The following is a 24995-nucleotide window of genomic DNA, read 5'->3' as shown; positions in this document are numbered from 1 at the left end:
CGCGAGTTGTGCCGCCAAAGGGGTGATCTCGCGAAAGACCGGCGTTCACAAATCCAACACACTTACCCGGTTTCACCGTATTAGTACGGATAGCAGCTAGAGTCCCGCACCATTCGACCCATTCGACGCACCCGTATGCCGCGTCGCGGCCGGCGCCCCGCGGCCGGGCGCGTTCCCGCCCGTCCCGAGCAATCTCCGTGAGCGAGGAAACGCGCATGCACCTGTCACCGACCGGCTCGCGGCCACGGGTTCTGCACGTCACCCAACCGGCGGACGGCGGGGTCGCCCGGGTGGTGGCGGAGCTGACCCGGGCTCAGCTCGCCGCCGGACTGCGGGTCGTGGTCGCCTGTCCCGCCGGGGGCCTCGCCGGCCGGCTGCGGGCGCTGGGCGCCGACGTGCGGCACTGGCCGGCCACCCGTTCGCCGGGCCCGGCGCTGGTGGCGGAGGTACGGCGGCTGTGCCGCGTGATCGAGGACGTACGGCCCGACCTGGTGCACGCGCACAGTGCGAAGGCCGGTCTGGCCGGACGGCTCGCCGTACGGGGCCGGATCCCCACCGTGTTCCAGCCGCACGCCTGGTCGTTCGAGGCGGTCGGCGGGTCCGCCGCACGCCTCGCGCTGGGCTGGGAGCGGTGGTCGGGGCGGTGGACGGCGCGGACGGTGTGCGTGAGCGAGGCGGAACGGCTGCGGGGGGTGCGGGCCGGGCTGCGCGGGCCCTGGTCCGTCGTCCCGAACGGCGTCGACCTCGCCCGCTTCCCCGCCGACGTGCCCGGGTACGGCCACGACGACCCGGCCGGTCCGCGCCTGCGGCACGGCGTCGCCGCGGACACCCCGCTGGTGGTCTGTGTGGGGCGGCTGTGCCGGCAGAAGGGGCAGGACGTGCTGCTGGGCGCCTGGGAGTCGGTGCGCGCGCGGGTGCCCGACGCCCGGCTGGTCCTGGTCGGTGACGGCCCGGACCGCGCCCGGCTCGCGGCGCGGGCCCCGGCGTCCGTGCTGTTCACGGGGGCCGTCGACGACGCCGCCGCCTGGTACCGGGCCGCCGACCTGGTCGTCCTGCCGTCGCGCTGGGAGGGCATGGCGCTGGCCCCGCTGGAGGCGATGGCCTGCGGGCGGCCGGTGGTGGTGACCGACGTGGACGGTGCCCGCGAGGGCCTGCCGCCCGCGCTGGTGCCGCACTGCTTGGTGCCGCCCGGGGATCCCGCGGCGCTGGCCGACGCCACCGCCGCGCTGCTGCTCGACGCGCCGCTGCGCGCCTCGCTCGGCCGCCGGGGGCGGGCGCACGTCCGGTCCGCGCACGACGTACGGCACACGGCCGCGGCGATCGCGGCCCTCTACCGCGACCTCCTCGACGGCGTGCCCGACGACGATCTCCTCGACGGCGACCCGCTCGACGGCTTCCCCGACGACGGACTTCCCGACGGCGAGCCGCTCGACGGCCCTCCCGACGGCGGCCTTCCCGACGGCGACCTGCACGACGACCTTCCCGACGGCGGCCTCCTCGATGGCTTCCCCGACGACGTACGGCCCGCGGCCACGGCCACGCCCGCGGCCGCGGCCGTGGCGCGCGGCGCCGACGCGGTCGGCGGCGTCCGCGGCAGACCGCCCACCGCACCGCGCCTCCTCCCCGGCGAGCCGCCCGCGGCCGCGGGGCGGTCCGCCGTCGTGCCCATCGAGTGCAGGGAGTCCACCCACCCGTGACCGCGGAAAGCACCGTCCCCTCCCCCGCCGGCCCCTCGCGCGACCTCGGCTCCTCCCCCGTCTCGGTGCTGCCGCGGCGCGACGGCGCCCCGGGCCCCCGGCTGCCCGCCCGGCGCCCCGCCCCGCGCCCGGACTCCCCGCTGCCGCTGCTCGTCACCGACGGCGCGGCGGCCCTGCCGGGCTCGCTGGTCCTCACCGGCACCCCGCACCAACCGCTGCTCGCGGCCCTGCTGGTGGCCGCCTCGCTGCTGCTGCGCCCCCGGCCGCGCCCGGCCCGGCGGACCTCCGGCGCGCTGGACGACCTGCCCGCCCTGTGCGCCCGGGTCGCGGTGGTCTGGCTGGCGCTGGCGGCGCTCGTCGCGGCGTACGCTCCGCCGCACGCGCTGTCCGTACGCACCCTGTGCGCCGGTTTCCTGCTGCACGCGGTGACGGGCTGCGCCGGACGGGGCGCCGTGCACCGCACGCACCGTACGGCGCTGCTGAACCGCCCCCGCGCCGCCCTCGTCGTCGGACCGGCCGCGACCGCGCAGCGCGTGGCCGCGGCGCTGCTGCGCCACCCGCGCTGCGGGGTGCGCCCCGTCGGCGTGGTCACCGGCGACGCGGGCGGCGCCGCGGGCCTGCCCGTGCTGTCCACCGGCGAGGAGGTGCGGCGGGCGGTCGTGCAGAACGGCGTACGGGACGTGCTGGCCGTGGACCCCTCCGTACGGGTGGGGCAGGCGGCACTGCTGCGGGCGCTGGCCGCGTCGGGCTGCACGGTGTGGGAGCTGGACGCCGAGGCCCCCGCGTACGCCGACGCCCCCGTCCGCCCCGGCGGTGACCGGATCGCCGGGTTCTCCTGCCGGCGACTGGCACCGGCGGCGCGGCGACCGGGCGGCGCGGGCAAGCGGGTCCTGGACGTGACGGTGTCCGGGGCACTGTTGCTGCTGCTGAGCCCCCTGCTGCTGGCCTGTGCGGCGGTACTGCGGGTGGTGGGCGGTCCCGGCGTGCTGTTCCGGCAGGAGCGGGTCGGGGAGGGCGGCCGGCCCTTCACGCTGCTGAAGTTCCGCACCCACCGTCCGGCCGACGAGCACGAGTCGGCGACCCGGTGGAGCGTGGCGGACGAACGCCGGATGCCGTGGTTCTGCCGGTTCCTGCGGCGCACCTCGCTGGACGAGCTGCTCCAGCTGTGGAACGTCTTCCGGGGCGACATGAGCCTGGTCGGCCCGCGTCCCGAACGCCCGTACTTCGTGGCCCGGTTCAGCCAGGCCCACCCCGGCTACGCGGCCCGCCACCGGATGCCCGCCGGGATCACGGGCCTGGCCCAGATCAACGGGCTGCGCGGGGACACGTCCATCGAGGACCGGGCCCGCTTCGACAACGCCTACATCGACGACTGGTCGCTGTGGCAGGACGTCTGCATCCTGCTGCGCACGGCCGCCGCGCTCGTGCGCCCCACGGGGAGCTGACCTGGTGGCCCACGCCCCGACCGTCAGTCCGACGGTACAGCTGCGGCGGCTGCCGCCGGTGCTGGCCGTGGTCGCCGTCGTCGCGCTGCTCGCGCTGCCGCTCGCCCCGGGCGGCGGGGGCGGCGCGCATCCGGCCGACGTGGTCTGCGCACCGGTGGTGCTGTACTGCGCGCTGCGGCTGGTGCGGGACCGGCGGCGGCCCCTGTCCCGTACGGCGGCCGTGGTGCTCGGGCTGCCCGTGCTGGGCCTGGCCGTCGCCGCGGTGGGCGCCGTGTCGCCCGGGGCGGCGGCGGCCGGTCTCGGCCGCTACCTCCAGGTCTTCGTCCTGGTCCCGGCCGCCGTCCTGCTGCTCGTCCGCGACCGGGGCGACGTACGGCTGCTCACCTGGTCGATGGTGGGGCTGGCGCTGTGGCAGGGGGCGGTCGGGGTGCACCAGTACGCCACCGCGACCGGCGCCTCCTACCAGGGCGAGCCAATCCGGGCGGTGGGCACCTTCGGGCCGCAGGACGTGATGGGGATGGCGACCGTGGTCTCCCTGGGGCTGGTCTGCGCGGTGGGGCTGGCGCTGGGCCGGACGCCGGTGCGGCAGCGGCTGTTCGCCGCCGGGTGCGCGCTCGTCCTGCTGCTGCCGCTCACCCTGTCGTTCAGCCGCGGGGCGTGGATCGCGACGGCAGTGACGTGCGCGGTGCAGCGGCTGCTCGCGGGGGTGCGCAGGGCGCTGGCGGTGGGGGCGGCCGTGGTCGCGGCCGCGGTGGTGCTGGTGGGCGGCTTCGGGATCGGTACGGCGATGCTCCAGGAGCGGGTCGCCAGCATTACGGAGGTCACCGACGCCCCCGACCAGTCGGTGACCGACCGCTACACGATGTGGGCGGCGGCGGCCGGGATGTGGCGGGAGCGGCCGCTGACCGGCGTGGGGCTGAAGGGCTTTCCCGAACACCGTGACACCCACGCCTCGTTGGCGCTGTCCTCGGGCAGCGAGACCGACGGCGCCGGGGCCGGATACCGCAGGCAGCCGCTGCTGTCCCCGCACAACATGTACCTGCTGGTGCTGGCCGAGCAGGGGTTGACCGGGCTGCTGTGCCTCGCCGGGAGCTGGCTCGCGCTGCTCGTGCTGGGCCTGCGCAGGCTGCGTGCCGTCCGCCGGGAGCAGGGGGCGGTGCCGGACTGCGCGTTCGTCGCCTGCGGGCTGCTGGTGTGGCAGCTGACCGACTTCGCGTACGCCGACATCGGCGGCCCGTCGACGGTGCTGACGGCGGTGTGCTTCGGCCTGGCGGCCTGGTGGGCGCTCGGCTCCCGCGCGCAGGGGGTGGCGGGGCGGTGACGACGCGCGGGACGAGGGGGACGGGCGGTGCGGACGGTACGGTCGGCGACGCCGTCCCACCGGCCCGCGCCGCCTCCACGCCCTCCACGCCCTCCACCGGCAGAACCGGTATCGGCACCGACACCGGTATCGGCACCCGCACCGGCACCGGCACCCGAGTCACCGCACCGCGCCCGGACGCCGCGGGCGCCGCCGAGGAGGGCCGGTCCTCCGGCAGGTTCCTCGCCCGTGCCGCGCTGGTCACGGCCGTGCTGTCGGTGGCCGGGTCGGTGCTCGGGCTGGCCCGGGACCAGGCGCTGGCCCGGCTGTTCGGGGCCGGGAGCGAGACGGACGCCTTCCTGGTGGCGTGGACGGTGCCCGAGTTCGCGGCGACGCTGCTCATCGAGGACGGGCTGGCCTTCGCGCTGGTCCCGATGTTCAGCCTGGCCCTGGCCCGCCGCGCGCAGGGCGACCCCGGCGACCCGGTCCGCGCGCTGGTCGCCTCGACGCTGCCCCGGCTGGCCTTGGCCTTCGCCGCGGCCGGTGTGCTGGTCGCCGTTTCCGCGCCGGTGCTGGTCCGGGCCCTGGCGCCGGGGCTGCCCGACCAGGCCCTCGCCGTGGACTGCACGCGGCTCACCGCCACCTGCGTGGTCAGCTTCGGGCTCGCCGGGTACTTCAGCGCGGCGCTGCGGGCGCACCGCCGGTTCCTGGCACCGGCGGCGATCTACGTGGCGTACAACACCGGCATCATCACGGCGATGTTCGTGCTCGGCGGGCGCTGGGGGGTGCGCTCGGCGGCGGTCGGGGTCGCGGTGGGCGGGGTCCTGATGGTGGCGGCACAACTGCCGTCGCTGCTCGGGCGGCTGCGCCACCGGGACGGCGGGCCGGATGCGCCGGGCACCGCGCACGGCACGCGCCCGCCAGACACCCCGCCCGGCACGCACCCACCAGGCACCCCACCCGACACGCGCCCGCCGAGCCCCCCACCCGGCACGCACCCGCCAAGCCCCCCTCCCCACACGCGCCCGCCGAGCCCCCCTCCGGACACCCGCCCGCCGCCGGGCACCGCGGACGGTGCGCGTCCCCTCGCCCTCGCCCTGTTCGGCACCGTGCTGCTGTTCGCCCTGTGCCGCCAGTCCCAGGTGCTCATCGAGCGGTTCCTGGCCTCGGGCCTCCCCTCCGGGGCCATCTCGCACCTGAACTACGCGCAGAAGGTCGCCCAGATCCCGATGACGCTGTCGTTGATGCTGTGCACGGTCACCTTCCCGGTGGTGGCCCGCGCGCTGGCCGACGGCGACACGGAGCGGGCCCGCGACCGGGTCGAGCGGGACGTGGCGCTGGCTGCCTGCCTGGTGCTCCTCGGCGCGGCCACCGTCGTCGCCTGCGCACCGCAGATCATCCACCTGCTCTTCCAGCGCGGCGCGTTCACGGCGGCCGACACGGCGGCGACCGCAAGCGTCATGCGCGTGTACGCCCTCGGGCTGCTCGGCCAGACCGTGGTGGGCGCGCTGGCCCGCTCCTACTTCTCGGCGGGCCGCGCCTCCTGGTACCCGTTCGGCGCGATGGCCGTCGGGGTCGTCGCCACCGCCGTGGTCGGCGCCCGCGCGGTCGGCCCTTGGGGCGTGACCGGCATCGCCGCCGCGAACGCCGCCGGCATCACCGTCACCGCCGCCCTGCTGCTCGCCGGGATGGGCCCGCGCAGCGTGCCGGTGCGGATCCGGCGGGTCCTGGGCGACCTGGGCCGGCCGGTCCTCGCGGCGGCCGTCGCGACCGGCGCGGGCGCACTGGCCGCGGCCCGGGTCACCGGCGCGTCGGGCCCGTCGGGCGCCTCGGCCGACGGCGCGCAGGCCGCCCTCCCGCTGGCCGTCGGCGCCGCGACCGTCGGCGGTGTCTTCGTCGCCCTCTGCCTGGTCCTGGGCGTCCGGGGGCTCGGTACCGCCCTGGCGCCGGTCCGCCCCGCCCGTTTCCTCCACCCCGTCACACGAAGGCTCCCTCATGGCCGTTTCCGCTTCCGGTTCCCCTTCCGCGACCACGACGACCGTTGACGCCCGCCCCGGCACCGTCCCCTGGATCGCCATGTACCACTCGGTCGGCGACTGCTCGGACGACCCGTACCGCATCACGGTCACGCCCGACCGGCTGGACGCGCAGCTGGGCTGGCTGCGGCGGCGCGGGCTGCGCGGCGTGCCGGTCGCCGAGCTGCTGGCCGAGCGCGCCCGGGGCGGCGGCCGGGACCTGGTGGGGCTGACCTTCGACGACGGGTACGCCGACTTCGTCGAGCACGCGCTGCCGTGCCTGCGCCGCTGGGGCTGCGGGGCGACCCTCTTCGTACTGCCGGGACGGCTCGGCGGCGACAACGCCTGGGACCCGCTGGGCCCGCGCAAGCCGCTGCTGACCGCCGACGGCATCCGCCGCGCCGCCGCCGAGGGCGTCGAGATCGGCTCGCACGGCCTCACCCACGTCGACCTGACCACGGCGGACGACCCCACCCTGGCCGCCGAGACCACCGAAAGCCGGGCGCTGCTGGCCGAGTTGACCGGCACGCCGGTCTCCGGCTTCTGCTATCCGTACGGCACGGTCGACGCCCGCGCCGCCGGCGCCGTGCGCGCCGCCGGTTACACCTACGCCTGCTCCATCGACCCCGGCCCGCTGACCGGCCCGTACGCCGTGCCGCGCGTGCACGTGGGGCAGCGGGACACCCCCGTACGGCTGCTCCTGAAGACACGGCTGCACCGCCTGCGCCGCCGGGCCGCCGCGGGAGTGTGAGGTGTCCGACGTGAAGGCCCTGCACATCATCACCGGTCTCGGCGTCGGCGGCGCCGAGCAGCAGCTGCGGCTGATCCTGCGTCACCTGCCCGTGGACTGCGACGTCGTGACGCTCACCAACCCGGGCCCGGTCGCCGAGGGGCTGCTGGCCGACGGCGTGAACGTCGTCCACCTCGGCATGACCGGCAACCGCGACCTGGCAGCGCTGCCCCGCCTGGCCCGCCTCATCCGCACCGGCGGCTACGACCTCGTGCACACCCACCTCTACCGCGCCTGCCTCTACGGCCGCCTCGCCGCCCGCCTAGCCGGGGTGCGCGCGGTCGTCGCCACCGAACACTCCCTCGGCGACTCCCAGATGGAGGGCCGCCCGCTCACGCCGGGCGTCCGCGCCCTGTACCTGGCCGGGGAGCGCCTGGGCAGCGCCACGGTCGCCGTCTCCCCCACCGTCGCCGACCGGCTGCGGCGCTGGGGCGTGCCCGCACCCCGCATCGAGGTGGTGCCCAACGGCATCGACCTGACCCGCTTCCGCTTCGACCCGGTCCAGCGGCTGCGCACCCGGCGCCGCCTCGGCCTGCCCGAGGGCGCGTACGTCGTGGGCGGCATCGGGCGGCTGACGGCGGCCAAACGCTTCGACGTCCTGGTCCGGGCCCTCGCCCTGCTGCCGCCCGACTGCTGGCTGCTGCTGGTCGGCGGCGGCCCCCAGGAGCACCTGCTGCGCCGCACCGCCCGCGAGGCGGGGGTCGCCGACCGCGTCCTGCTCACCGGCGAACGGCCCTACCTCCCCGACGGCTCCCCCGGCCCGGACCTGCCCGCGCTGGCCGCCGCGATGGACGTCCTCGCGTCGCCGTCGCCGGAGGAGGCCTTCGGCCTGGCCGCCGTGGAGGGGCTCGCGTCGGGGCTGCCGGTGCTGTACGCCTCCTGCCCGGCGATCGAGGACCTGCCCTCCGGGTCCGCGCCCACGGCACGGCGCGTCGTCGGCGGCGCGGAGGAGTTCGCGCGCGCCCTCGCCGGTACCCGCGCGTCCCACGACCCGGTCCCCGGCACGCGCACCGCCCCACAAGCGGCCCGGCACTACTGCGTCACCCGCAGCGCGGCCCGGCTGATGGACGTGTACGCGACCGCCCTCACCCGACCGCTGCCCCCGTCCTCGCCCCCGTCCCCGGCATCCCAGGGAGTCAGTTCCGCATGACCGAGCCCCTCACCCAGTCCCCGGCCGCGCCCGCGACGGACGACGAGCCCCCGCCCCCCGCGCGGCGGGACCGCGTCCGGGCCGCCCTGCGCCACCTCCCGCGCCGCCTGCGCTCCCTGCCGCCCTGGTCCCCGCTCGCGGCCGGTGTCCTGGCCGGCGGGCTGCTCGGCGCCGGGTACGGCCTGGTCGCCACCCCGCAGTACACGGCGACGAGTTACGTCGTCGCCGTCCCCGCGGACGCCTCCGACCCGGCGGCCGCGCTGGGCTTCGCGCAGGCCTACGGCCGGGTCGCCACCCAGCTCGCGGTGCTCGGGGACGCGCAGATGTGGGCCCACGTGCCGGTGGCGACGCTGGAGCGGAGCGTGCGCACCGCGACCTCGCCGGACGCGCCGATGGTCTCGGTGACGGCCACTTCCGCCGACCCGGAGGAGGCCGCCGACATGGCCAACGCCGTCGCCCGCGCGCTGACCCGGCACGCGGCGGCCGCCGCCGACGACACCCACGTGGAGCTGCGGCAGTTCGCCCGCGCCACCGAGCCCACCGAGGCGTCCTCGGCGTCCGCCCCGGTGACGGGCCTGGTGGGCGCGAGCGCGGGCGGACTCCTCGGCGGCCTCGCCCTGCTGGTCCGGCCGCGCCGCACCGCACGGGAGCCAGGACGTGCGGCGGCGGCCGTACCGGGACCGGCGTCGGCGGCCGACGTCCGCGGACAGCTGTGACGTACCCGGCGTACCCGGCGTACCCGGGACCGCCGCACCCGGGCACTCTCCCGCCCGGCCACACCGTCGAACTGGTCACCGACGAGGACGCCTTCGCCGCGCTGGCCCCGCAGTGGCGGCGGCTGTACGGCCGGTGCGCCGCCGCGACCCCGTTCCAGAGCCACGCCTGGCTGCTCTCCTGGTGGCGCTCGTACGGCTCGGCCGGCCGGCTGCGGCTGGTGCTGGCCCGCGAGGGCCGCGAACTGGTCGCCGCCGCGCCGCTGATGTGCGTACGGAGCCCGGTCCCGGCGCTGGTGCCGCTGGGCGGGGCGATCTCGGACTACGGGGACGTCCTGCTGGACGACGAGCGGGGCCCGGACGCGGAGGCCGCGCTCACCGCGGGCCTCGCCGCGCTGGCCCGCACCGCACTGGTCGACCTGCGCGAGGTACGGCCGGGCGCCGCCGCCGAACGGCTCTACGCCCGCTGGCGCGGGCCCCGGTACCGGCTCGCGGACTCGCTCTGCCTGGAACTGCCCGCACTTCCGATGGACGGCCTGGTCGCCCGGCTGCCCTCGGCCAAGGCCAGGCAGCGGGTGCGGGCCCAACTGCGCCGCCTGGACGCGCTCGGCGTCAAGAGCAGGCCCGTCCTGCCCGACGAGGCGGACGCGGCGGTGCGGCGCCTCCTCGACCTGCACCGGTTGCAGTGGCGGGGCCGGAAGGTGACCGGCGAGCACCTGCGGCCCCGCTTCCGCGAGCACCTGGTGCGGGCGGTGGCACCGATGGTGCGGACCGGGGACGCGGTGGTCACCGAGTTCCGGATGGCCGACGAGGTGGTGGCCGTGGACGTCACGCTGCTGTCCCACCGGATGGCCGGAGGCTATCTGTACGGCGCGCATCCCCGGCTGCGGGAGCGGAGGGCGGACGTGGCGGTGATGCTGCTGGACGCGTGCGCCGAGTACGCCCGTGCCCCGGGGCGCTCCACGCTGAGCCTGCTGCGGGGCGACGAACCGTACAAGCACCACTGGCGCCCGGAGCGGGTGCCGAACCAGCGGCTGCTGCTGGCCCGCCGCCGCACCGCCCCGCTGCTGGCGGCGGTCCTGGCCGACGCCGCCGCACGACGGCGGGGCAAGGAGCTGCTGCGGCGACGGGCGGAGCGGAAGGAGCACGACGGTGGCGGCGGCTGACCGGGCCCGCCGCCACCGTGGCGCCCGTGGCACCCGTGGCACTCGTGGCGCCCTCGGTGCGCCGCTACTTGTCGCGCGCGTACCAGTCGAGGCGCATGCACAGCTTCCCGCCGAGCCAGTACTCGACCCAGTCGCCCAGCTCCAGCGGCGAGCAGCCGGCCGGGGGCTCGGGCGCGGTGGACGGCGCCGGGGGCACGGGCGGTGCGGTGGGCGGGGTGGTCTCCTGGGGCGTAGGGACCGTCGGCTCGGGCTCGTCGGTGCGGCCGAAGAGCACGGACCGGTAGACGGCCGTGGACCGGGGGTTGTCGTCGCACTGCCACACGCCGTGCGGGCAGTAGTCGGTGACCGTGTTGTACACCGGCTTGTGCTCGTCCATCCAGGCGAGCATGCGCCGCATGTAGGCGGCGTTGTCGCCGTTGCGGAACAGCCCCCATTCCGGGTAGGAGACGGGCTTGTTGTGCGCCTTCGCGAAGTCCACGTGCGCCTGGAGCCCGTACGGCTCCTTCACCTGTTCGTCGAACGACATGCCGCGCGGCTGGTCGTAGGAGTCCATGCCGACGATGTCGACGGTGGCGTCGCCGGGATAGCACCGCGTCCAGGGCACGGCGTCCCGGCCGCGGCTCGGCGCGAAGTCGAACCGGAACTTCTGGCCGGGCACCGCGCGCATGGTGGTGACGATCCGGTTCCAGTACGTCTTCCAGGCCTCGGGGTCCGGCCCGCAGCGGTGGGTGTAGGTGGTGCCGTTCATCTCCCAGCCCAGCACCAGGACCGTGTCCGGGACCTTGAGGGCGACCAGGCGTTCGGCGAGGGCGCGGAAGTGGTGGTCGAAGCGGCCGGCGGCGCCCTGGCGCAGCAGGTCGCGCACCTCGTCGTCGTCGACGTGCTCCTCGTTGCGCTCCATCATGGGCACGTTGAGGACGAGCATCCGGTCGGCCTTGCGGGTGCGCCAGTCGGCCCACACGTCGAGGAAGCCGGGGGCGCCCTCGATGTTGCTCCAGCGGTCGCCGGGCAGGTAGGTGTGGCCGACGCGGAGTTCGGCGCCGCCCAGCCAGTGGCTCAGTGCGGCCATCCGGGCCACGCCGCGGGGGCCGTAGTCGAGGTAGGCGCCGAAGGCGGGTGTCTTCGCCGGGACTCCGGCCGCCGGTGCTCCGGCCGCGGGAGCGGGAGCGCCGGCCGCCGGTGCTCCGGCCGCGGGGGCCGCGGGTGCGGGTACCGGCGGGGTCGGTTCGGCGGCGGCCGTGGAGCCCGCCGCGGCCACCAGGGCCGCCGCCGCGACCGCCGCCGCGACGCCTGCCGGCCGCCTGGACCGGTTCCGTGACTGCCGTACGGGCATACCGGCTCCTTTCCTCGCCGTGAATTTCGCTTACTTACTGACACCCAGTCATATGAGTCGCCATCACGCCACCGCCGTTACGGCTTTCGAGTGCGGCGATCGCCCGCACCGGTGAACCGGTCCGAGAACCGGTCCGAAGACGAAGGAAGTCTCCCGTGTCGCTGTTCGACACCCGTGTCCCCGCCGTTCTGCTGCGGACCGACCGGAATCCCTTTCACCACGGCACGCTGGGCGCCGTGCGTTCGCTCGGCCGTGCGGGAGTGGACGTGCACGTGGTCGCCGACTGCGCGCACAGCCCCGTCCGCGCCTCCCGTTACGTGACCGCGCTGCACACTCCCCCGCCGCCCGGCGCGTCGCCGCAGGACATCGCGGCGGCCCTGGGCCGTGTCGCCGCGCGGATCGCGCGGCCCGCCGTGCTGATCGCGATGGACGACGCGTGCGCCGTGGCGGTGGCCCGGGCGCGGACCGAACTGGCGCCCTCGTTCCTGCTGCCCGACCAGCCGGGAGAGCTGCCCGCACGCGTGGCCGACAAGGCGGAACTGGCCGCCGTGTGCGCGTCCCTGGACGTCCCGCACCCCGAGACCCTGGTCCCCGACGGCCCGGCGGAGGCGGCGCGGGCGGCGTGGCGGCTCGGCCTGCCGGTGGTGGCGAAGTGGAGCCGGCCCTGGCTGGTGCCCCCGGGCGGCGGGCTGCGCAGCACGGTGCTGGTGCGTTCGGCGCGGGAGGCCGGGGAGCTCTACCTGCGGGCCGAGGAGGCGGGCAGCCGGCTGCTGCTCCAGGCGTACCTGCCGCCGGGCGCCGACCGGGACTGGTTCTGCCACGGCTACGCCGACCGCTCGGGCACGGTCCGGGCGGGCGGTTGCGGCCGCAAGACACGGGCCAGGCCGCGCGGCGCCGGTCTGACGGCGGTGGGCCGCTGGACGCCGAACCCGCGGGTGCAGGCGCTCGCCGAGCGGGTCACCGCGGAGCTGGGCTACCGGGGCGTCTTCGACCTCGACTTCCGTCGCTGCGGCACGACGGGCCGCTACCACCTGCTGGACTTCAACCCGCGGCCCGGTGCCCAGTTCCGGCTGTTCGCCGACACCGCGGGACTGGACGTCGTACGGGCCCTGCACCTGGACCTGACCCACCGCCCACTGCCGCAGGGGGCACCGCGGCCGGGGCGGGTGTTCGTGGTGGAGAACTACGCGCCGCTGAGCGCCCTGCGCGCGGCACACTGGGAACGCGGGGAACGCGGGGAACGCGGGGGGTGCGAGCCGGCCTGGCACGCCCGGGACGACCGGGCGCCGGGCCGGGCGCTGTGGGCGCTGTGGGGCCGCCATGTGGCCGCCCGGCTGCGGGAGCGCGCGCTGCGGGTCCGCGACGCCCGGCCCGACTCCGTGGCCCCGGCTCGCGCCCGCGTCGTGCGCCAGGCGTCCGCCCCCGCCGCGGACCGCACCGGCGTCTGTGACCGCCCGGACGAGGACCGGGCCGGCCGCCCCTGAGGCCGGACGACGCGTCGCCCCCGGCGGCCCGTGGGGAGGGCCGCCGGGGGCGACGGGACGAGCGGGGGTGGGCTCAGCGGCCCGAGAGGGCCCGGCCCCTGCGGTAGAGGATCGCTCCGCCCGCGATCAGCACGGCACCGGCGGCCGCGGCGCCCAGCGTGCCCTCGCTGCCGGTCTCGGCCAGGACGGGCGGCTGCTCCGTCTGGGGAGCCGGCGGGGTGTGCTCCTCCTGGGGCGGCGGCGGGGGCTCCTCCTCGCCGGAGGGCGGCGGCTCCTCGTGGGTGGGCGGCGGGGGCTCCTCCTCGCCGTAGCCGGGCGGGGTGGTGGGGGGCGGCGGCTCCTCCTCGCCGTAGCCGGGGGGCTCCTCGGCGTCGTTCTCGCACTCGTTCCCGAAGACCGGGTTCAGCGCGGCGATGACGTCGACGGTGTTGCCGCAGAGGTTGACCGGCACGTCGACCGGGATCTGCGTGTTGTTGCCGGACACGGCGCCGGGCGAGCCCCCGGTCGCGCCGTCCGCGTGGGACCCGCCGGACGACGAGGTCGAGGTGGAGGACGAGGCCGAGGTGTCCTCGCCGTACCCGCCGCCGTCGCTCTTGCCGTCGGTCTTCTCGTCCGAGGCGTTCTCGCACTCGTTGCCGAAGGCCGGGTTCAGGGCGGCGATCACGTCGACGGTGTTGCCGCAGGCGTTCACGGGCACGTCGACGGGGACCTGGAGGGCGTTGCCGGACACGGCGCCCGGCGAGTTCGTGGCGGCCCCGTCCGCATGCGAGTCGGCTAGGGCGGGGCTGCCGCACAGGGAAAGGATGCCCGTCGCGGCGGCAGCCGCGACCATCCCCCTGCTCAGGGTCTGTCGCACTCTGGTTGTCTTCCTGCTTGGAGAGATGAGAGATGAGAGATGGCCGGAGGAAACTCCGGGGGGACGGGCTGCAGAAAGGGGAAAAGCCGGCCCCGAACCAAACGAGTTGGCCAAGGCCGGCCGTGACGCAGCCGGTCGGTGCGGAACGACGTCAGTCGTTCTCGCACTCGTTGCCGAACGCCGGGTTCAGCAGACCAACGACGTTGATGCTGTTGCCGCACACGTTGACGGGAACGTGCACGGGAACCTGGACGACATTGCCGGACAGGACGCCCGGGGAGCCTACGGCGGCACCCTCGGCGCCGGCGTCGGCGAAGGCCGGGGCGGCCATGCCGAGGGCCATGATCGCGCCCGCGACGACAGCAGCGCTCTTCTTCATGAACTTTCCCTTCTCTGCGGTCATGCCTGAATGACGGCCGAAACCGCGCGAGCACAGCATTGACGGCTCGCACCATGACCTGCAGCCTGCAAACGAGGAATTGACGGCCGGAGAAACTACCGAACGTGGGACACCCCGAAATTCACTCGGATGCCTCACGATCCGGTCCGGCCGTTCCCCCAGGAGAGCGACGAAGTCGATCCGCTCCCCGGCGAAATCCCGTCCCGTTCACGGCCGGGCGGCCCGCGCGGAAGTCAGCGGGCCGCCCGTACCGGGCGGGGCTGGGTTCAGCGGCCCTCGCCGTTCGCCGACAGCACCGACAGGTCCTCGAGGACGTGCGACAGGGCGCCGTCCCGCTTGGCCTGCGTGGAGTTGTCCGCGCACTGCTGGTTCAGGTCGTCCGCCAGGACGTTGATGTCCTGGATCGGCACGAGGTTGATGACGGCGACGTTGACGTCCTCGACACCGAGGCACGGCTTGTTCAGCGTGCCCTCGACCAGCGACAGCTGGGGGCTCATGTCGCCGTCGGTGGCCGAGTTGCCGAACGCCGAGGAGGCGCCGTTGCCGTTGGCCACGGCCGGCCCGTTGTCGTCCCCGATGGCCAGGGCCTGGGGAGCGGCGGCAGCCGACATGCCGATCACAGAAGCGGCAGCCGCCGCGGCGACCATTGCCTTCTTGAGCACTTCGCGTTCCTTTCGTCGTAGCGACGCACTGTCCTACGGCCTCATCAACCCGGTGCGCGATGATTGGTTGCGGGCGTTCACCCGGTTGGCCCGCACGGGATCTCGCAAGGACCGCGAAAATCGCCGGAATCCCGGGGGGAAACGCGGACCCGTACACATTTCCCGTTGTCCGCCGACGGAGTGAACGGGAGAAACCCGCCCGGACTCACGGAGTTGACCAGTGAGCTCCGGTGGACGGGGTTTCCTCAGAAAGGACTGGCCAGTGATCAAGAAGGTAGTTGCCTACGCGGCGATCGCCGCCTCCGTCATGGGCGCCTCCGCTGCCGCGGCACCGCAGGCGATGGCGATCGGCGACGACAGCGGGCCCGTCTCCGCCAATGGGAACGGCGCCTCGCAGTACTTCGGCAACTCGATGACCACGGGCAACATGAGCCCGCAGATGGCACTCATCCAGGGCTCGTTCAACAAGCCGTGCATCGCGGTCAGCGACATCCCGGTCAGCGTCATCGGTCTCGTGCCGATCCAGGACCTCAACGTCCTGGGCGACGACATGAACCAGCAGTGTGCCGAGAACTCCACGCAGGCCAAGCGCGACGGTGCGCTGGCCCACCTGCTGGAGGACGTCTCGATCCTGTCCTCCAACGGCGAGGGCTGACGGCAGCGGGCGCCGAGAGCGCCGGGGCGGGTCGCCGAGGACATCGGCGGCCCGCCCCTTTCGCATGCCTTCCGCCCCTGCGGGGGATCAGCTTCCCGGCGTCGCGTACAGCGCCTCGATCTCGTCCGCGTACGCCGCGACGGCCGCGTGCCGCTTCACCTTCAGGGAGGGGGTCAGCAGCCCGTTCTCCTCGGTGAACTCGCCCTCGACCAGCCGGAAGGCCCGGATCGACTCGGCCCGGGAGACGGCCGCGTTGGCGTGGTCCACGGCCTTCTGGACGTCGGCGCGCATCCTGTCGTCGCGCACCAGCTCGGAGATCGGCGTGCCGGCGGGCAGCTTCCGTACCGCCAGCCAGTGGGCGACGGCCTCCGGGTCCAGGGTGATCAGCGCGGCGACGAAGGGGCGGTTGTCGCCGACGACCAGGCACTGGGCGACGGGCGGGCGGCTGCGCAGCCGGTCCTCCAGGACGGCCGGGGAGACGTTCTTGCCGCCGGAGGTGACCAGGAGGTCCTTCTTGCGGCCGGTGATGGTGAGGTAGCCGTCGGCGTCGAGGGAGCCGAGGTCGCCGGTGGCGAACCAGCCGTCGGTGAGGGCCGCGGCGGTGGCCTCGGGGTTGCCCCGGTAGGAGCCGAAGACGATGCCGCCCTTGACCAGTACCTCGCCGTCGTCCGCGAGGCGCACGGCGGTGCCGGGGACCGGCGGGCCGACGGTGCCGGGGCGGGGGCCGAGCGGCGGGACGATGGTGGCGGCGGCGGTGGTCTCGGTCAGGCCGTAGCCCTCGTAGATCATGATTCCGGCGGCGTAGAAGAACAGGTTGAGGTCGCTCTCCAGCGGGGAGCCGCCGCTGATGGCGTAGCGCATCCGGCCGCCCAGTTCCTTGCGCACCCGCCGGTAGACCAGCAGGTCGTACAGGGCCCAGCCGGCCCACAGGCCGAGGGTGGGGCCCTTGCCCCGGCCGAGGAAGCGTTCCAGGTGCGCGGCGCCGAAGCGGACGGCGAGGCGGTGGGCGCGTTCGAAGGAGGCGCCGCGGCCGATCTTCTCGGCGGTGGCCCGGCCGGTGTCGTGGATCTTCTCGAACAGGTACGGGACGCCGACCAGGAAGGTCGGGCGGAACGATTTGAGCGCCGGGCGGAGTTCGTCGGGCCGGATGCTCGGGAAGTGGCCGATCTCGATGCGGGCCAGCAGGCAGGAGATCTGGATGGTGCGGCCCAGGATGTGGGCGAGCGGCAGGAAGAGGAGGGTCGAGGCGGTCTGGCCGGTGACCTCCTTGAAGATGGGGTGCAGCAGCTCGACCGTGTTGGCGGCCTCCGCGTGCAGGTTGGCGTGGGTGAGGACGCAGCCCTTGGGGCGGCCGGTGGTGCCGGAGGTGTAGCAGACGGTGGCGACCGTGTCCGGGGTGAGGGCGGTGCGGCGCTTGGTGACCTCGTCGTCGCCCACGCCCCGGCCGAGGGCGGTGAGGTCGTCGAGGGCGCCGGCGTCCAGTTCCCAGACCTGCGGGCGCCGGGGGTGCTCGGCCGTGCCGGTCAGGACGGTGGCGGTGTTCGCGGCGGTCTCGGTGACGGCGTACCGGGCGCCGGAGTCGCGGACGATCCACTCGACCTGGTCGGCCGAGGAGGTGGCGTACACGGGGACGGTCTGGCCGCCGGCCGTCCAGATCGCGAAGTCCAGGACGGTCCACTCGTAGCGGGTGCGGGACATGACGGCGACCCGCCCGCCGGGTTCCAGACCGGCCGCGATCAGCCCCTTGGCCACGGCGGTGACCTCGCGGGCGAACTCGGCGGCGGTGACGGGCCGCCAGGCCCCGTCCACCTGGCGGCGCAGGACCACCGCGTCGGGGGCCTCGGCCGCGTTGGTGAACGGGATGTCGGCGGTGCTGCCCTCGGCGGGGCGGGGCGCGAGGGCGGCGGTGCGGGCCTCGCGGACGGTGCCGTGCGCGTCCGCGACGGTCTCGGTCCTCGTGCGGGACGCCAGGTCACCGCGCCTTCTCGCCCGTTTCAGGTCCCTGCGTACGCCCATGACGGCTCCCGGTCGCGGATCGGACTGATGCGCTGTCGCGTGCACTCCTGCGAACTTACTTCGGAGTAAACTTACTCACGCGTAAGGAAACGTCAATGGGCGGGCCCGCCCCGTCGGGTCAGGCCAGCCGGTTCGCCTCCTCGATCGCCTCGGCCAGGTCGCGCAGGTCCTCGTCCTCCGTGCGGTCCGCCAGGCCGTCGGCGCGCTCGGACAGTTCGGAGAGACCGGGCGCCCCGGGCAGGGAGGCGCCGTAGTCGTCGCCGTGGTCGTAGCCGCCGTCCGGGGTCCGGAGCGCGTCGGCGAAGTAGGCCGCGGTCGCCGTCACCCGCAGCCCGCGGTCCGCGTCCCAGACGGAGTCGTCGAGGGCGTCGGTCTCCACGTCGCCGGACTCCTCGTGCGGGTCCCGGCTGTCGGGGTCGAGCCAGCGGACGGTGGCCGTGGCGAGGTGGCCGTCGGCGCCGGACCTGGTGCGGACGGCGTACAGGGCGGTGACCGTGTGGCCGGGGCCGACCTCGCCGCCGTCGACGCGGTCGTCGCGGAAGTCCTCGTCGGCGACCCGGCGGTTGTCGTAGCCGACGAGGCGGAACTCGGCGACGGTCTCCGGGTCGAAGGCGACCTGGGCCTTGGCGTCGCGCGCGGTCAGCTCGATGTGGCGCGGAAGCTGCTCGCAGAAGACCTCGCGGGCGTCCCGCGGGTTCGAGACGTACGTGGTGTGGCCGTCGCCCTCGTCGGCGAGGCGTTCCATCAGGGCGTCGCCGTAGTCGCTGCCGACGCCGACGCCGAAGAGGGTGATGCCGTGCTCGCGCCGCTCGGTGGCGACGCGTTCGAGGATGCTGTCCGCGTCGGTGTCGCCGGTGTTGGCGAGGGCGTCGGAGACGAGGACGACGCGGTTGGTGGCGCCCTCGCGGCGGCCCTCGACGGCGGTCTCGTAGCCGGTCTCCACGCCCGCGCCGAGGTTGGTGGACTCCATGGGCTCCAGCTCGTCGATCGCGTCGTGGACGCGGTCGCGGTCGTCACCGAGCCGGGTCATGGGCAGCACGGTCTCGGCCTCGTCGCTGAAGGTGACGATCGCCACCGAGTCGTCGTCGCGGAGCCGGTCGGTCATGGTGCCGAGGGCCTCCTGGGCGAGGTCGAGGCGACCGGGTTCGGCCATGGAGCCGGAGACGTCGATGACGAAGGTCAGGGCGGCCGGCGGGCGTTCGCCCTGCCGCTCGGCGGAGCGGGTGGCCAGGCCCACGCGGACCAGCGACCAGTCCTCGTCGTCGGTGCGGGCGCCGTCCACGGTCACCGAGAAGCCGTCGCCGTCGGGCCGTTCGTAGTCCTGGCGGAAGCTGTTGACGAACTCCTCCGGGCGGACCGTGGACGGGTCGGGCAGCCGGCCCTCGGACAGGGTGCGGCGGGCGTAGCCGTAGGAGGCGGTGTCGACGTCGAGGGCGAAGGTGGACAGGTGGTCGGGGTCGGGCGCGATGTCGCGGGAGTCGCCGTTCTTCGCCCCCTCGCCCCCCTCGCCCTCGCCGCGCGGGCGGTCGGGGGCGGGCACCGGGGCCGAGCCGCCCCGGGAGTCGGTCGCGGTGTCCTTCGCCCCGTGCGACGCGTCGTCCCCTCCGCCGCAGCCGGTGAGCAGCAGCCCGCCCGCCAGGGTCAGCGCGAGCAGTGCGGTGCTGCCGCGTCGCCCCCGCTCCCCGTGGATCCCGTACCGGTTCATCGTCCGTCCCCCTGTGCTTGTTCGGCGCCGGTGTACGTGACTGTGACGGGGCGGCGGGGCGAAACGTGCGGCACGGGGTGTTACGGCTGTGTCTCGAAGCGGGAACGGGGGCGGGACGCCGAGACCGGTAGGTGATCCTCCCTTGGCCTACGACACGATGTCCTTGCGGGCGAAGCCCCGGAAGGCCAGGGCGAACAGCACCAGCGCGTACGTGACCGAGACCGCCGTGCCCTGGATCATGCCCGACCACTCAGGGTTCGGCTGGACGGCGTCGGCCCAGGCGAACTGCCAGTGCGCGGGCAGGAAGTCGCGCCAGTGGCCGAGCGCCGTCACGGCGTCCAGGACGTTGCCGACGATGGTGAGGCCGACGGCGCCGCCGACCGCGCCCAGCGGTGCGTCGGTCCGGGTCGACAGCCAGAACGCGAGCGCGGCGGTGACCAGTTGGGACACGAAGATGTACGCCACGACCACCACCAGGCGCTGCGCGGCCGTGCCCGGGGCGAGCGAGCCGCCGGTGGGGATGGCCAGCGGCCCCCAGCCGTAGGCGACCGTGCCCACGGCCAGCGCCACCAGGGGCAGCAGCACCATCGCGGCCAGGCTCAGCCCGAGCCCGACGGCCAGCTTGGACGCGAGCAGCCGGGCGCGCGGCACCGGCGCGGCGAGCAGGTAGCGCAGGGAGGACCAGCTCGCCTCGGAGGCCACGGTGTCCCCGCAGAACAGGGCGACCGGGACGACCAGCAGGAAGCCCGCCGAGACGAACAGGTTGACGGCGGCGAAGTTGGCGCCGGAGGCGGTCGCGGTGTCCATCAGGGTGATGCGGTCGCCGGGGCCCTCCGGCTCGCCGCCGATCGCGAAGGCGACGACGAGGACGAACGGCAGCACGGCGAGGATCGCGCCCATGACCAGGGTGCGGCGCCGCTTGAGCTGGCGCACCAGCTCCACCCGCAGGGGCAGCGTCCGGCCCGCCCGGTAGCCGGACGCGGAGTCGGACGCCGACGCCGGTCCGGGCGCGGGTCCGGTCGTGGCCGGCTTGGTGGGCGTGCTCATGCGGAACCTCCGATCAGGGTGAGGAAGGCGTCCTCCAGGCGGCGGTGCGGGCCGACCGACGCCACCGGGATCTCCAGCCGCACCAGTTCGGCGACCAGGCCGGGCGCGGTGCCGCCGGGGTCGAGGCGGACCAGGAGCCCGTCGTCGGTGTGCACGACCGAGGCGACGCCGGGCAGGGCGGCGACCTTGTCCACGAGCGGTTCGTCCACGGGCAGGCCGGTGCCGACCAGGAGGGTGTCGCCGGAGCCGATGATCTCGGCGACCGGGCCCGCCTGGACCAGCCGGCCCCGGTCCATGACCACGAGGTGGGTGCAGGACTGCTCGACCTCGGCCAGCAGGTGGCTGGAGACGATCACGGTGCGCCCGGCCGCCGCGTAGCGGATCATCACCTCGCGCATCTCGCGGATCTGCGGCGGGTCCAGGCCGTTGGTCGGCTCGTCGAGGATGAGCAGGTCGGGCAGGCCGAGCATGGCCTGGGCGATGGCGAGCCGCTGGCGCATGCCCTGGGAGTAGGTGCGCACCGCGCGGGCGAGCGCGTCGCCGAGACCGGCGATCTGAAGGGCCTCGTCCAGGTGGGCGTCCTCGGGCGGGCGGCCGGTCGCCCGCCAGTACAGCTCCAGGTTCTCCCGCCCCGACAGGTGCGGCAGGAAGCCCGCGCCCTCGACGAAGGCGCCGACCCGGGACAGCACCGGGGCGCCGGGCCGGATGGCGTGGCCGAAGACCCGGATCTCGCCGTCGTCCGGCTTGATCAGGCCCATCAGCATCCGCAGGGTGGTGGTCTTGCCCGCGCCGTTGGGTCCGAGCAGGCCGAGCACCTGCCCCTTCGCCACGCGGAACGACAGCTCCCGCACCGCGTACCGCTCGGTGGACCCGGCGTAGCGCTTGCTCAGGCCGGTGATCTCCAGGGGCACGTCGGCGAGGGCCGGGTCGGGTGCGGGCGCGGTGGTGCGGCGGCGGCCGGTCCACAGCAGGGCCAGGGCGACGGCGGCACCGGCCAGGGGCAGCCACCACACCCAGGCGGGCAGCGGCGCGGCGGCGGTCGTCACGCCGGGGGCGGTCGGCACCGACAGGTCGCCCTCGAGGGAGACGGCGTACGTCGCCGGGGCGGCCGGGGAGGCGTACCCGAGGTCGGTGGAGGCGAGGACCAGGCGCAGGCGGTGGCCCTTCTGCACCTCGTGGTCGACCGCCGGGAGGGTGACCGTCACGTCCTTGCCGGCCTTGGCGTCCTCGACGCGGACGGGCGTGACCAGCTGGGAGGGGAGCACGGGTGAGGTGCCGCCGGGTCCGACGTCGTACACCTTGGCGAACAGGACGGCGTCCTCGCTGGTGGAGCGGACGTGCACGGTGGCCGTCGGCGATCCGGTGATCCGCAGGTCGTCGCCGACCGGGGCGGACTCGAACGCGGCGTACTGGCCGGGGAAGTCCAGGGAGATGCCGACGCCGAGCGAGGAGAGCTGGGAGAGCCCGCCGGCGCCGCCGATGCCGGGGAGGGCGGAGACGGCGGGCGGGTTGGCCCCGGCCGGGTTGTCGACGCGCTGCTCGCGGCCGCGCAGGGGCACGGAGCGCTGTCCGTTCGCCAGACCCGGGTACCGGTCGGCGCTCGCGCCGCGCAACTGGGCCTGTCCGTCGGTGGAGTCGACGCCTCCGGTGCGGGTGACGCGGAAGGCCGGGCCGGTGCCGGCGCCCTGGTCGTCCTTGAGGTAGCGGTCGAACCAGGCGTCGACGCGGGCCTCGACGCGGTCGTTCTCCAGGTCGCCGCCGTCGTGCCCGCCCGCGATCCAGTCGACGTCCACCGGGGCGCCGTTCGCCCGGATCGCCTTCGCCGCGGCGTCGGCCTGGCCGAGCGGGAAGAGGGAGTCGGTCTGGCCCTGCGTCAGCAGCGTCGGCACCGTGATCCGCTCGGCCACCGCCTGCGGGCTGCGCGCTTCGAGGAGCTTCACGGCCTCGGCGTCGGGCGTGCCGGACTCGGCGACCCGCTGGTACATGCGGCACAGGTCCGCCTCGAACCGGTCGCAGCCGCCGCCGGAGTTGACGAAGATGCCGGCCCACAGCTTCTTGAAGACGCCGTTCGGGAAGAGTGCGTCCGCCAGGTTCCAATAGGTGATGGCCGGGGCGACGGCGTCCACCCGGGTGTCGTGCCCGGCGGCGAGCAGGGCGACCGCGCCGCCGTAGGAGCCGCCCGCGACGCCCACGCGCGGGTCGCCGTCCCCGTCCAGCGCGACCTGGGGCTGGTCCGCGAGCCAGTCGATCAGCCGGGACACGTCGGCGACCTCGCCGTCCGGCGCGTTCAGCCCGATCTTCCCCGTGGACTTCCCGAAGCCGCGGGCCGACCAGGTCAGGACCGCGTACCCGTCCCGCGCCAGGTCCTCGGCCTGCTCCCGTACGTCGTCCTTGCTGCCGCCGAAGCCGTGCGCCAGCAGGACGGCCGGGCGGCGGCCGCCGGAGCCCGCCGTGAAGTACGAGGTGTCCAGGCGCACGCCGTCGCCCACCGCCATGACCCGGTCGGCGCGCCGCACCGGGGCCGGGTCGTCACCGGCGACGGCCGTCCACGTCCCGGCGCCGGCGAGCACGACGACGGCGGCCGCGGCGGAGAGCATCCGCCGCGGCCCCCGTAGCAGCCCTCGCACGCGGGGCAGTCGAAGATCCATGGGTCAACGGTACGGGCCGCCACCGACGGCGGAGGCCGCCCCGGGGCTGAACCGGCGGCCCTCCCACGGAAGTACGGGGCCGCCCGCGCGTACCACGGGCGCGGTAGGCCGGCCGGGGTCCTGCGGGGCCCCCGCAGGCGGTCGCGCCCCGCGGGCGGTCACGGTCCGGCGGGCTCGCGGACGTCCTGCGGGACCGTCACCAGCCAGCGGGTGTCGCGGCGCGGGCGCAGGTACAGCGCCCAGTACAGGGTGGCGACGGCGGCGATGGAGCCGGTCAGCAGCAGGTGGCTCGCCTCCTGCTGGGTCAGGACGTAGGCGAGGACCGCGATCAGCAGGACCGGCACCGCCGGCCACAGGGGCATGCGCCACGCGTGCGCGTGCCGGTGCGCGCCGCGCCGGGACAGCAGGGCGGCGACCGCGACCAGCAGGTACATCGCGGTCACGGAGACGCCGGTGACGCCGTACAGGGTGTCGAGGTTGACGTAGCACAGCGCGGCGCCCGGCACGCCGACGGCGAGGGTGGCGACCCACGGGGAGCCGAACCGGCCGAGCCTGGCGAAGAGTCCGTTGACCGGGGCGGGCCAGGCCTTGTCGCGGGCGGAGGCGAACAGCACGCGCGAGTTCTGGATGACCATGACGATGCCCGCGTTGACGATGGCGAGCGCCACGCACAGGCTCACGAAGGTGCCGACGGCGGAGTTGGACCAGGCGGTGACCATGGCGCTGATGTCGCCGCCGGTCAGTTCGGCCAGGTCGGAGGCGCCGAAGGTGATGGCAACGACCGGGACCAGGATGATCACGGTGGAGATGGCGAGGGTGGCCAGCACCGTGCGGGCGACGTTGCGGCGCGGGTTCTCCAACTCCTCGGAGAGGTAGACGGCGGTGGAGAAGCCCTGCGTGATGAAGAGGGCGATGGCGAGCCCGGAGACGACCAGCATGGCCGTCACGGGGTCCGCACCGCCGCCCGTGCCGCCCACCTCCATCGACACCAGGCTGCCGGGCCCGCGCTCGGCGTGGGTGAAGCCCAGCACCGCGACGACGGCCGCGGCGATGACCTCCAGGACCAGGAAGACGCCGGTGATCCAGGCGTTGGCGCGCAGGTCGAGCAGCCCGGCGAGGGTGGCGAGCAGCATGACGCCGGCGCCCGCCAGCGAGGGGTCGAGGTGCAGGACCGGTTCGAGGTAGTCGGCGGTGCCCATGGCGATCACCGGGGGCACGATCATGACGACCAGCAGGGACAGCACGAAGACCAGCCAGCCCGCCAGGCGCCCGGCCATCGTCGACACCATGGCGTACTCGCCGCCCGCGCTGGGGACCAGCGTGCCCAGCTCCGAGTAGCAGAACGCCACGGCGACACAGAGCAGCGAGCCGATGGCGATGGTCAGGGCGGTGGCGGTGCCGAGCGAGCCGAAGAGGTCGGGGACGACCACGAAGAGCGTGGAGGCGGGGGTCACGCACGAGAGCGTCAGGAGGGTGCCGCCGACGACCCCGATGGAGCGCTTGAGCGTCCGTGACTCCACAGGGGCGGCCGCGGGTGCCGGAACGTCCGGGGGCGCGGCGGCGGTCTCGGCGGGGCGGAGCGTGTCGGTCATGGAGCGGTTCCGATCGACTCGTGCGGCGTGGGTCGCGAGGGAGCGCTATCGCCTCCGGCGGCTGGGTCGTACGTGGTTCTGTTTCGCTCCCGACGCCAGATGGAATCCCGACGAAAACCGCCGCGTCAATGGGTGTTTACCTACGGAAACCGTTGTTCGCCACCGTCCATACATCCGGAAACAGCAACATGCCCCTTGACGCAACGGGCCTTTGAGGCATGCGGGAACCGTAGGGGGCGGGGCAAAAAAACGTGCCGCCGTCCGGTATCCGGACGCTGTCGGTGGGGGCCGGTAGAGTCCGCCGCACAGTTGAATCACAGG

At 75.1% G+C, this 24995-nt stretch carries 19 protein-coding genes; 10 read left to right on the top strand and 9 right to left on the bottom strand.

Going from position 1 to position 24995, the window contains the following annotated elements:
- Positions 1-215: 215 nt before the first annotated feature.
- The 8 genes from B9W62_RS25120 (at position 216) to B9W62_RS25080 (ending at position 10276) form a co-directional block, all read left to right on the top strand.
- A complete protein-coding gene (locus B9W62_RS25120; protein WP_373433703.1) occupies positions 216-1697 on the top strand; it encodes a glycosyltransferase in 1482 nt (493 codons plus the stop codon).
- Complete coding sequence (locus tag B9W62_RS25115; protein ID WP_087809270.1) at positions 1694-3142, top strand: exopolysaccharide biosynthesis polyprenyl glycosylphosphotransferase; 1449 nt, start codon at positions 1694-1696, stop codon at positions 3140-3142. The genes B9W62_RS25120 and B9W62_RS25115 overlap by 4 nt, the downstream gene beginning before the upstream one ends.
- Before the next feature lie 4 nt (positions 3143-3146).
- A complete protein-coding gene (locus B9W62_RS25110; RefSeq protein WP_087809269.1) occupies positions 3147-4463 on the top strand; it encodes an O-antigen ligase family protein in 1317 nt (438 codons plus the stop codon).
- Complete coding sequence (murJ, locus tag B9W62_RS25100; RefSeq protein ID WP_218781990.1) at positions 4460-6487, top strand: murein biosynthesis integral membrane protein MurJ; 2028 nt, start codon at positions 4460-4462, stop codon at positions 6485-6487. Before B9W62_RS25110 ends, murJ begins: the two co-directional genes overlap by 4 nt.
- Before the next feature lie 31 nt (positions 6488-6518).
- A complete protein-coding gene (locus B9W62_RS25095; protein ID WP_087809268.1) occupies positions 6519-7208 on the top strand; it encodes a polysaccharide deacetylase family protein in 690 nt (229 codons plus the stop codon).
- A 10-nt stretch (positions 7209-7218) separates the two neighbouring features.
- A complete protein-coding gene (locus B9W62_RS25090; RefSeq protein ID WP_087812087.1) occupies positions 7219-8397 on the top strand; it encodes a glycosyltransferase family 4 protein in 1179 nt (392 codons plus the stop codon).
- Positions 8394-9113: a YveK family protein gene (locus B9W62_RS25085; protein ID WP_087809267.1), complete on the top strand. Its 720-nt coding sequence runs from the start codon at positions 8394-8396 to the stop codon at positions 9111-9113. Before B9W62_RS25090 ends, B9W62_RS25085 begins: the two co-directional genes overlap by 4 nt.
- Before the next feature lie 71 nt (positions 9114-9184).
- Entirely contained in the window at positions 9185-10276 is a 1092-nt protein-coding gene (locus B9W62_RS25080; RefSeq protein ID WP_179236104.1) for a GNAT family N-acetyltransferase, read from the top strand.
- A 64-nt stretch (positions 10277-10340) separates the two neighbouring features.
- Here the strand turns inward: B9W62_RS25080 and B9W62_RS25075 are convergent, their stop codons facing one another.
- Complete coding sequence (locus B9W62_RS25075) at positions 10341-11609, bottom strand: glycoside hydrolase family 26 protein (protein ID WP_087809265.1); 1269 nt, start codon at positions 11607-11609, stop codon at positions 10341-10343.
- A 155-nt stretch (positions 11610-11764) separates the two neighbouring features.
- Between B9W62_RS25075 and B9W62_RS25070 the strand changes: the two genes are divergently transcribed.
- A complete protein-coding gene (locus B9W62_RS25070) occupies positions 11765-13093 on the top strand; it encodes a carboxylate--amine ligase (protein ID WP_087809264.1) in 1329 nt (442 codons plus the stop codon).
- Positions 13094-13166: 73 nt separating this feature from the next.
- Here B9W62_RS25070 and chpA read toward each other — a convergent pair whose 3' ends face one another.
- The 3 genes from chpA to rdlA all read right to left on the bottom strand — a co-directional run bounded on the left by chpA (position 13167) and on the right by rdlA (position 15011).
- A complete protein-coding gene (chpA, locus tag B9W62_RS25065; RefSeq protein ID WP_256976572.1) occupies positions 13167-13949 on the bottom strand; it encodes an LAXTG-anchored chaplin ChpA in 783 nt (260 codons plus the stop codon).
- A 151-nt stretch (positions 13950-14100) separates the two neighbouring features.
- Entirely contained in the window at positions 14101-14328 is a 228-nt protein-coding gene (gene chpD / locus B9W62_RS25060; RefSeq protein ID WP_019325477.1) for a chaplin ChpD, read from the bottom strand.
- A 287-nt stretch (positions 14329-14615) separates the two neighbouring features.
- Positions 14616-15011 (bottom strand): rodlin RdlA, encoded by a 396-nt coding sequence (rdlA, locus tag B9W62_RS25055; protein WP_087809262.1) that lies wholly within the window; start codon positions 15009-15011, stop codon positions 14616-14618.
- Positions 15012-15273: 262 nt separating this feature from the next.
- On the opposite strand from rdlA, the gene rdlB reads away from it, so the two are divergent.
- Entirely contained in the window at positions 15274-15666 is a 393-nt protein-coding gene (gene rdlB, locus B9W62_RS25050) for a rodlin RdlB (RefSeq protein WP_164271876.1), read from the top strand.
- 87 nt (positions 15667-15753) lie between these two features.
- On the opposite strand, the gene B9W62_RS25045 is transcribed toward rdlB, so the two are convergent.
- The 5 genes from B9W62_RS25045 to B9W62_RS25025 all read right to left on the bottom strand — a co-directional run bounded on the left by B9W62_RS25045 (position 15754) and on the right by B9W62_RS25025 (position 24674).
- Entirely contained in the window at positions 15754-17682 is a 1929-nt protein-coding gene (locus B9W62_RS25045) for an AMP-dependent synthetase/ligase (RefSeq protein ID WP_087809260.1), read from the bottom strand.
- A 118-nt stretch (positions 17683-17800) separates the two neighbouring features.
- On the bottom strand, positions 17801-19387 hold the full coding sequence (locus B9W62_RS25040; protein WP_087809259.1) for a vWA domain-containing protein: 1587 nt from the start codon (positions 19385-19387) through the stop codon (positions 17801-17803).
- Positions 19388-19534: 147 nt separating this feature from the next.
- Entirely contained in the window at positions 19535-20434 is a 900-nt protein-coding gene (locus B9W62_RS25035) for an ABC transporter permease (RefSeq protein WP_087809258.1), read from the bottom strand.
- Complete coding sequence (locus B9W62_RS25030; protein WP_179235656.1) at positions 20431-23082, bottom strand: CocE/NonD family hydrolase; 2652 nt, start codon at positions 23080-23082, stop codon at positions 20431-20433. The genes B9W62_RS25035 and B9W62_RS25030 overlap by 4 nt, the downstream gene beginning before the upstream one ends.
- A 158-nt stretch (positions 23083-23240) precedes the next feature.
- Positions 23241-24674 carry an APC family permease gene (locus B9W62_RS25025; protein WP_087809256.1) on the bottom strand — a complete coding sequence of 478 codons (1434 nt, stop codon included), beginning with the start codon at positions 24672-24674 and terminating at the stop codon, positions 23241-23243.
- Between the last annotated feature and the right edge of the window lie 321 nt (positions 24675-24995).

This window comes from Streptomyces sp. CS113, assembly GCF_002188365.1.
GTDB lineage: Bacteria > Actinomycetota > Actinomycetes > Streptomycetales > Streptomycetaceae > Streptomyces > Streptomyces tendae.
This window is presented reverse-complemented; position numbering and strand designations above follow the sequence as displayed.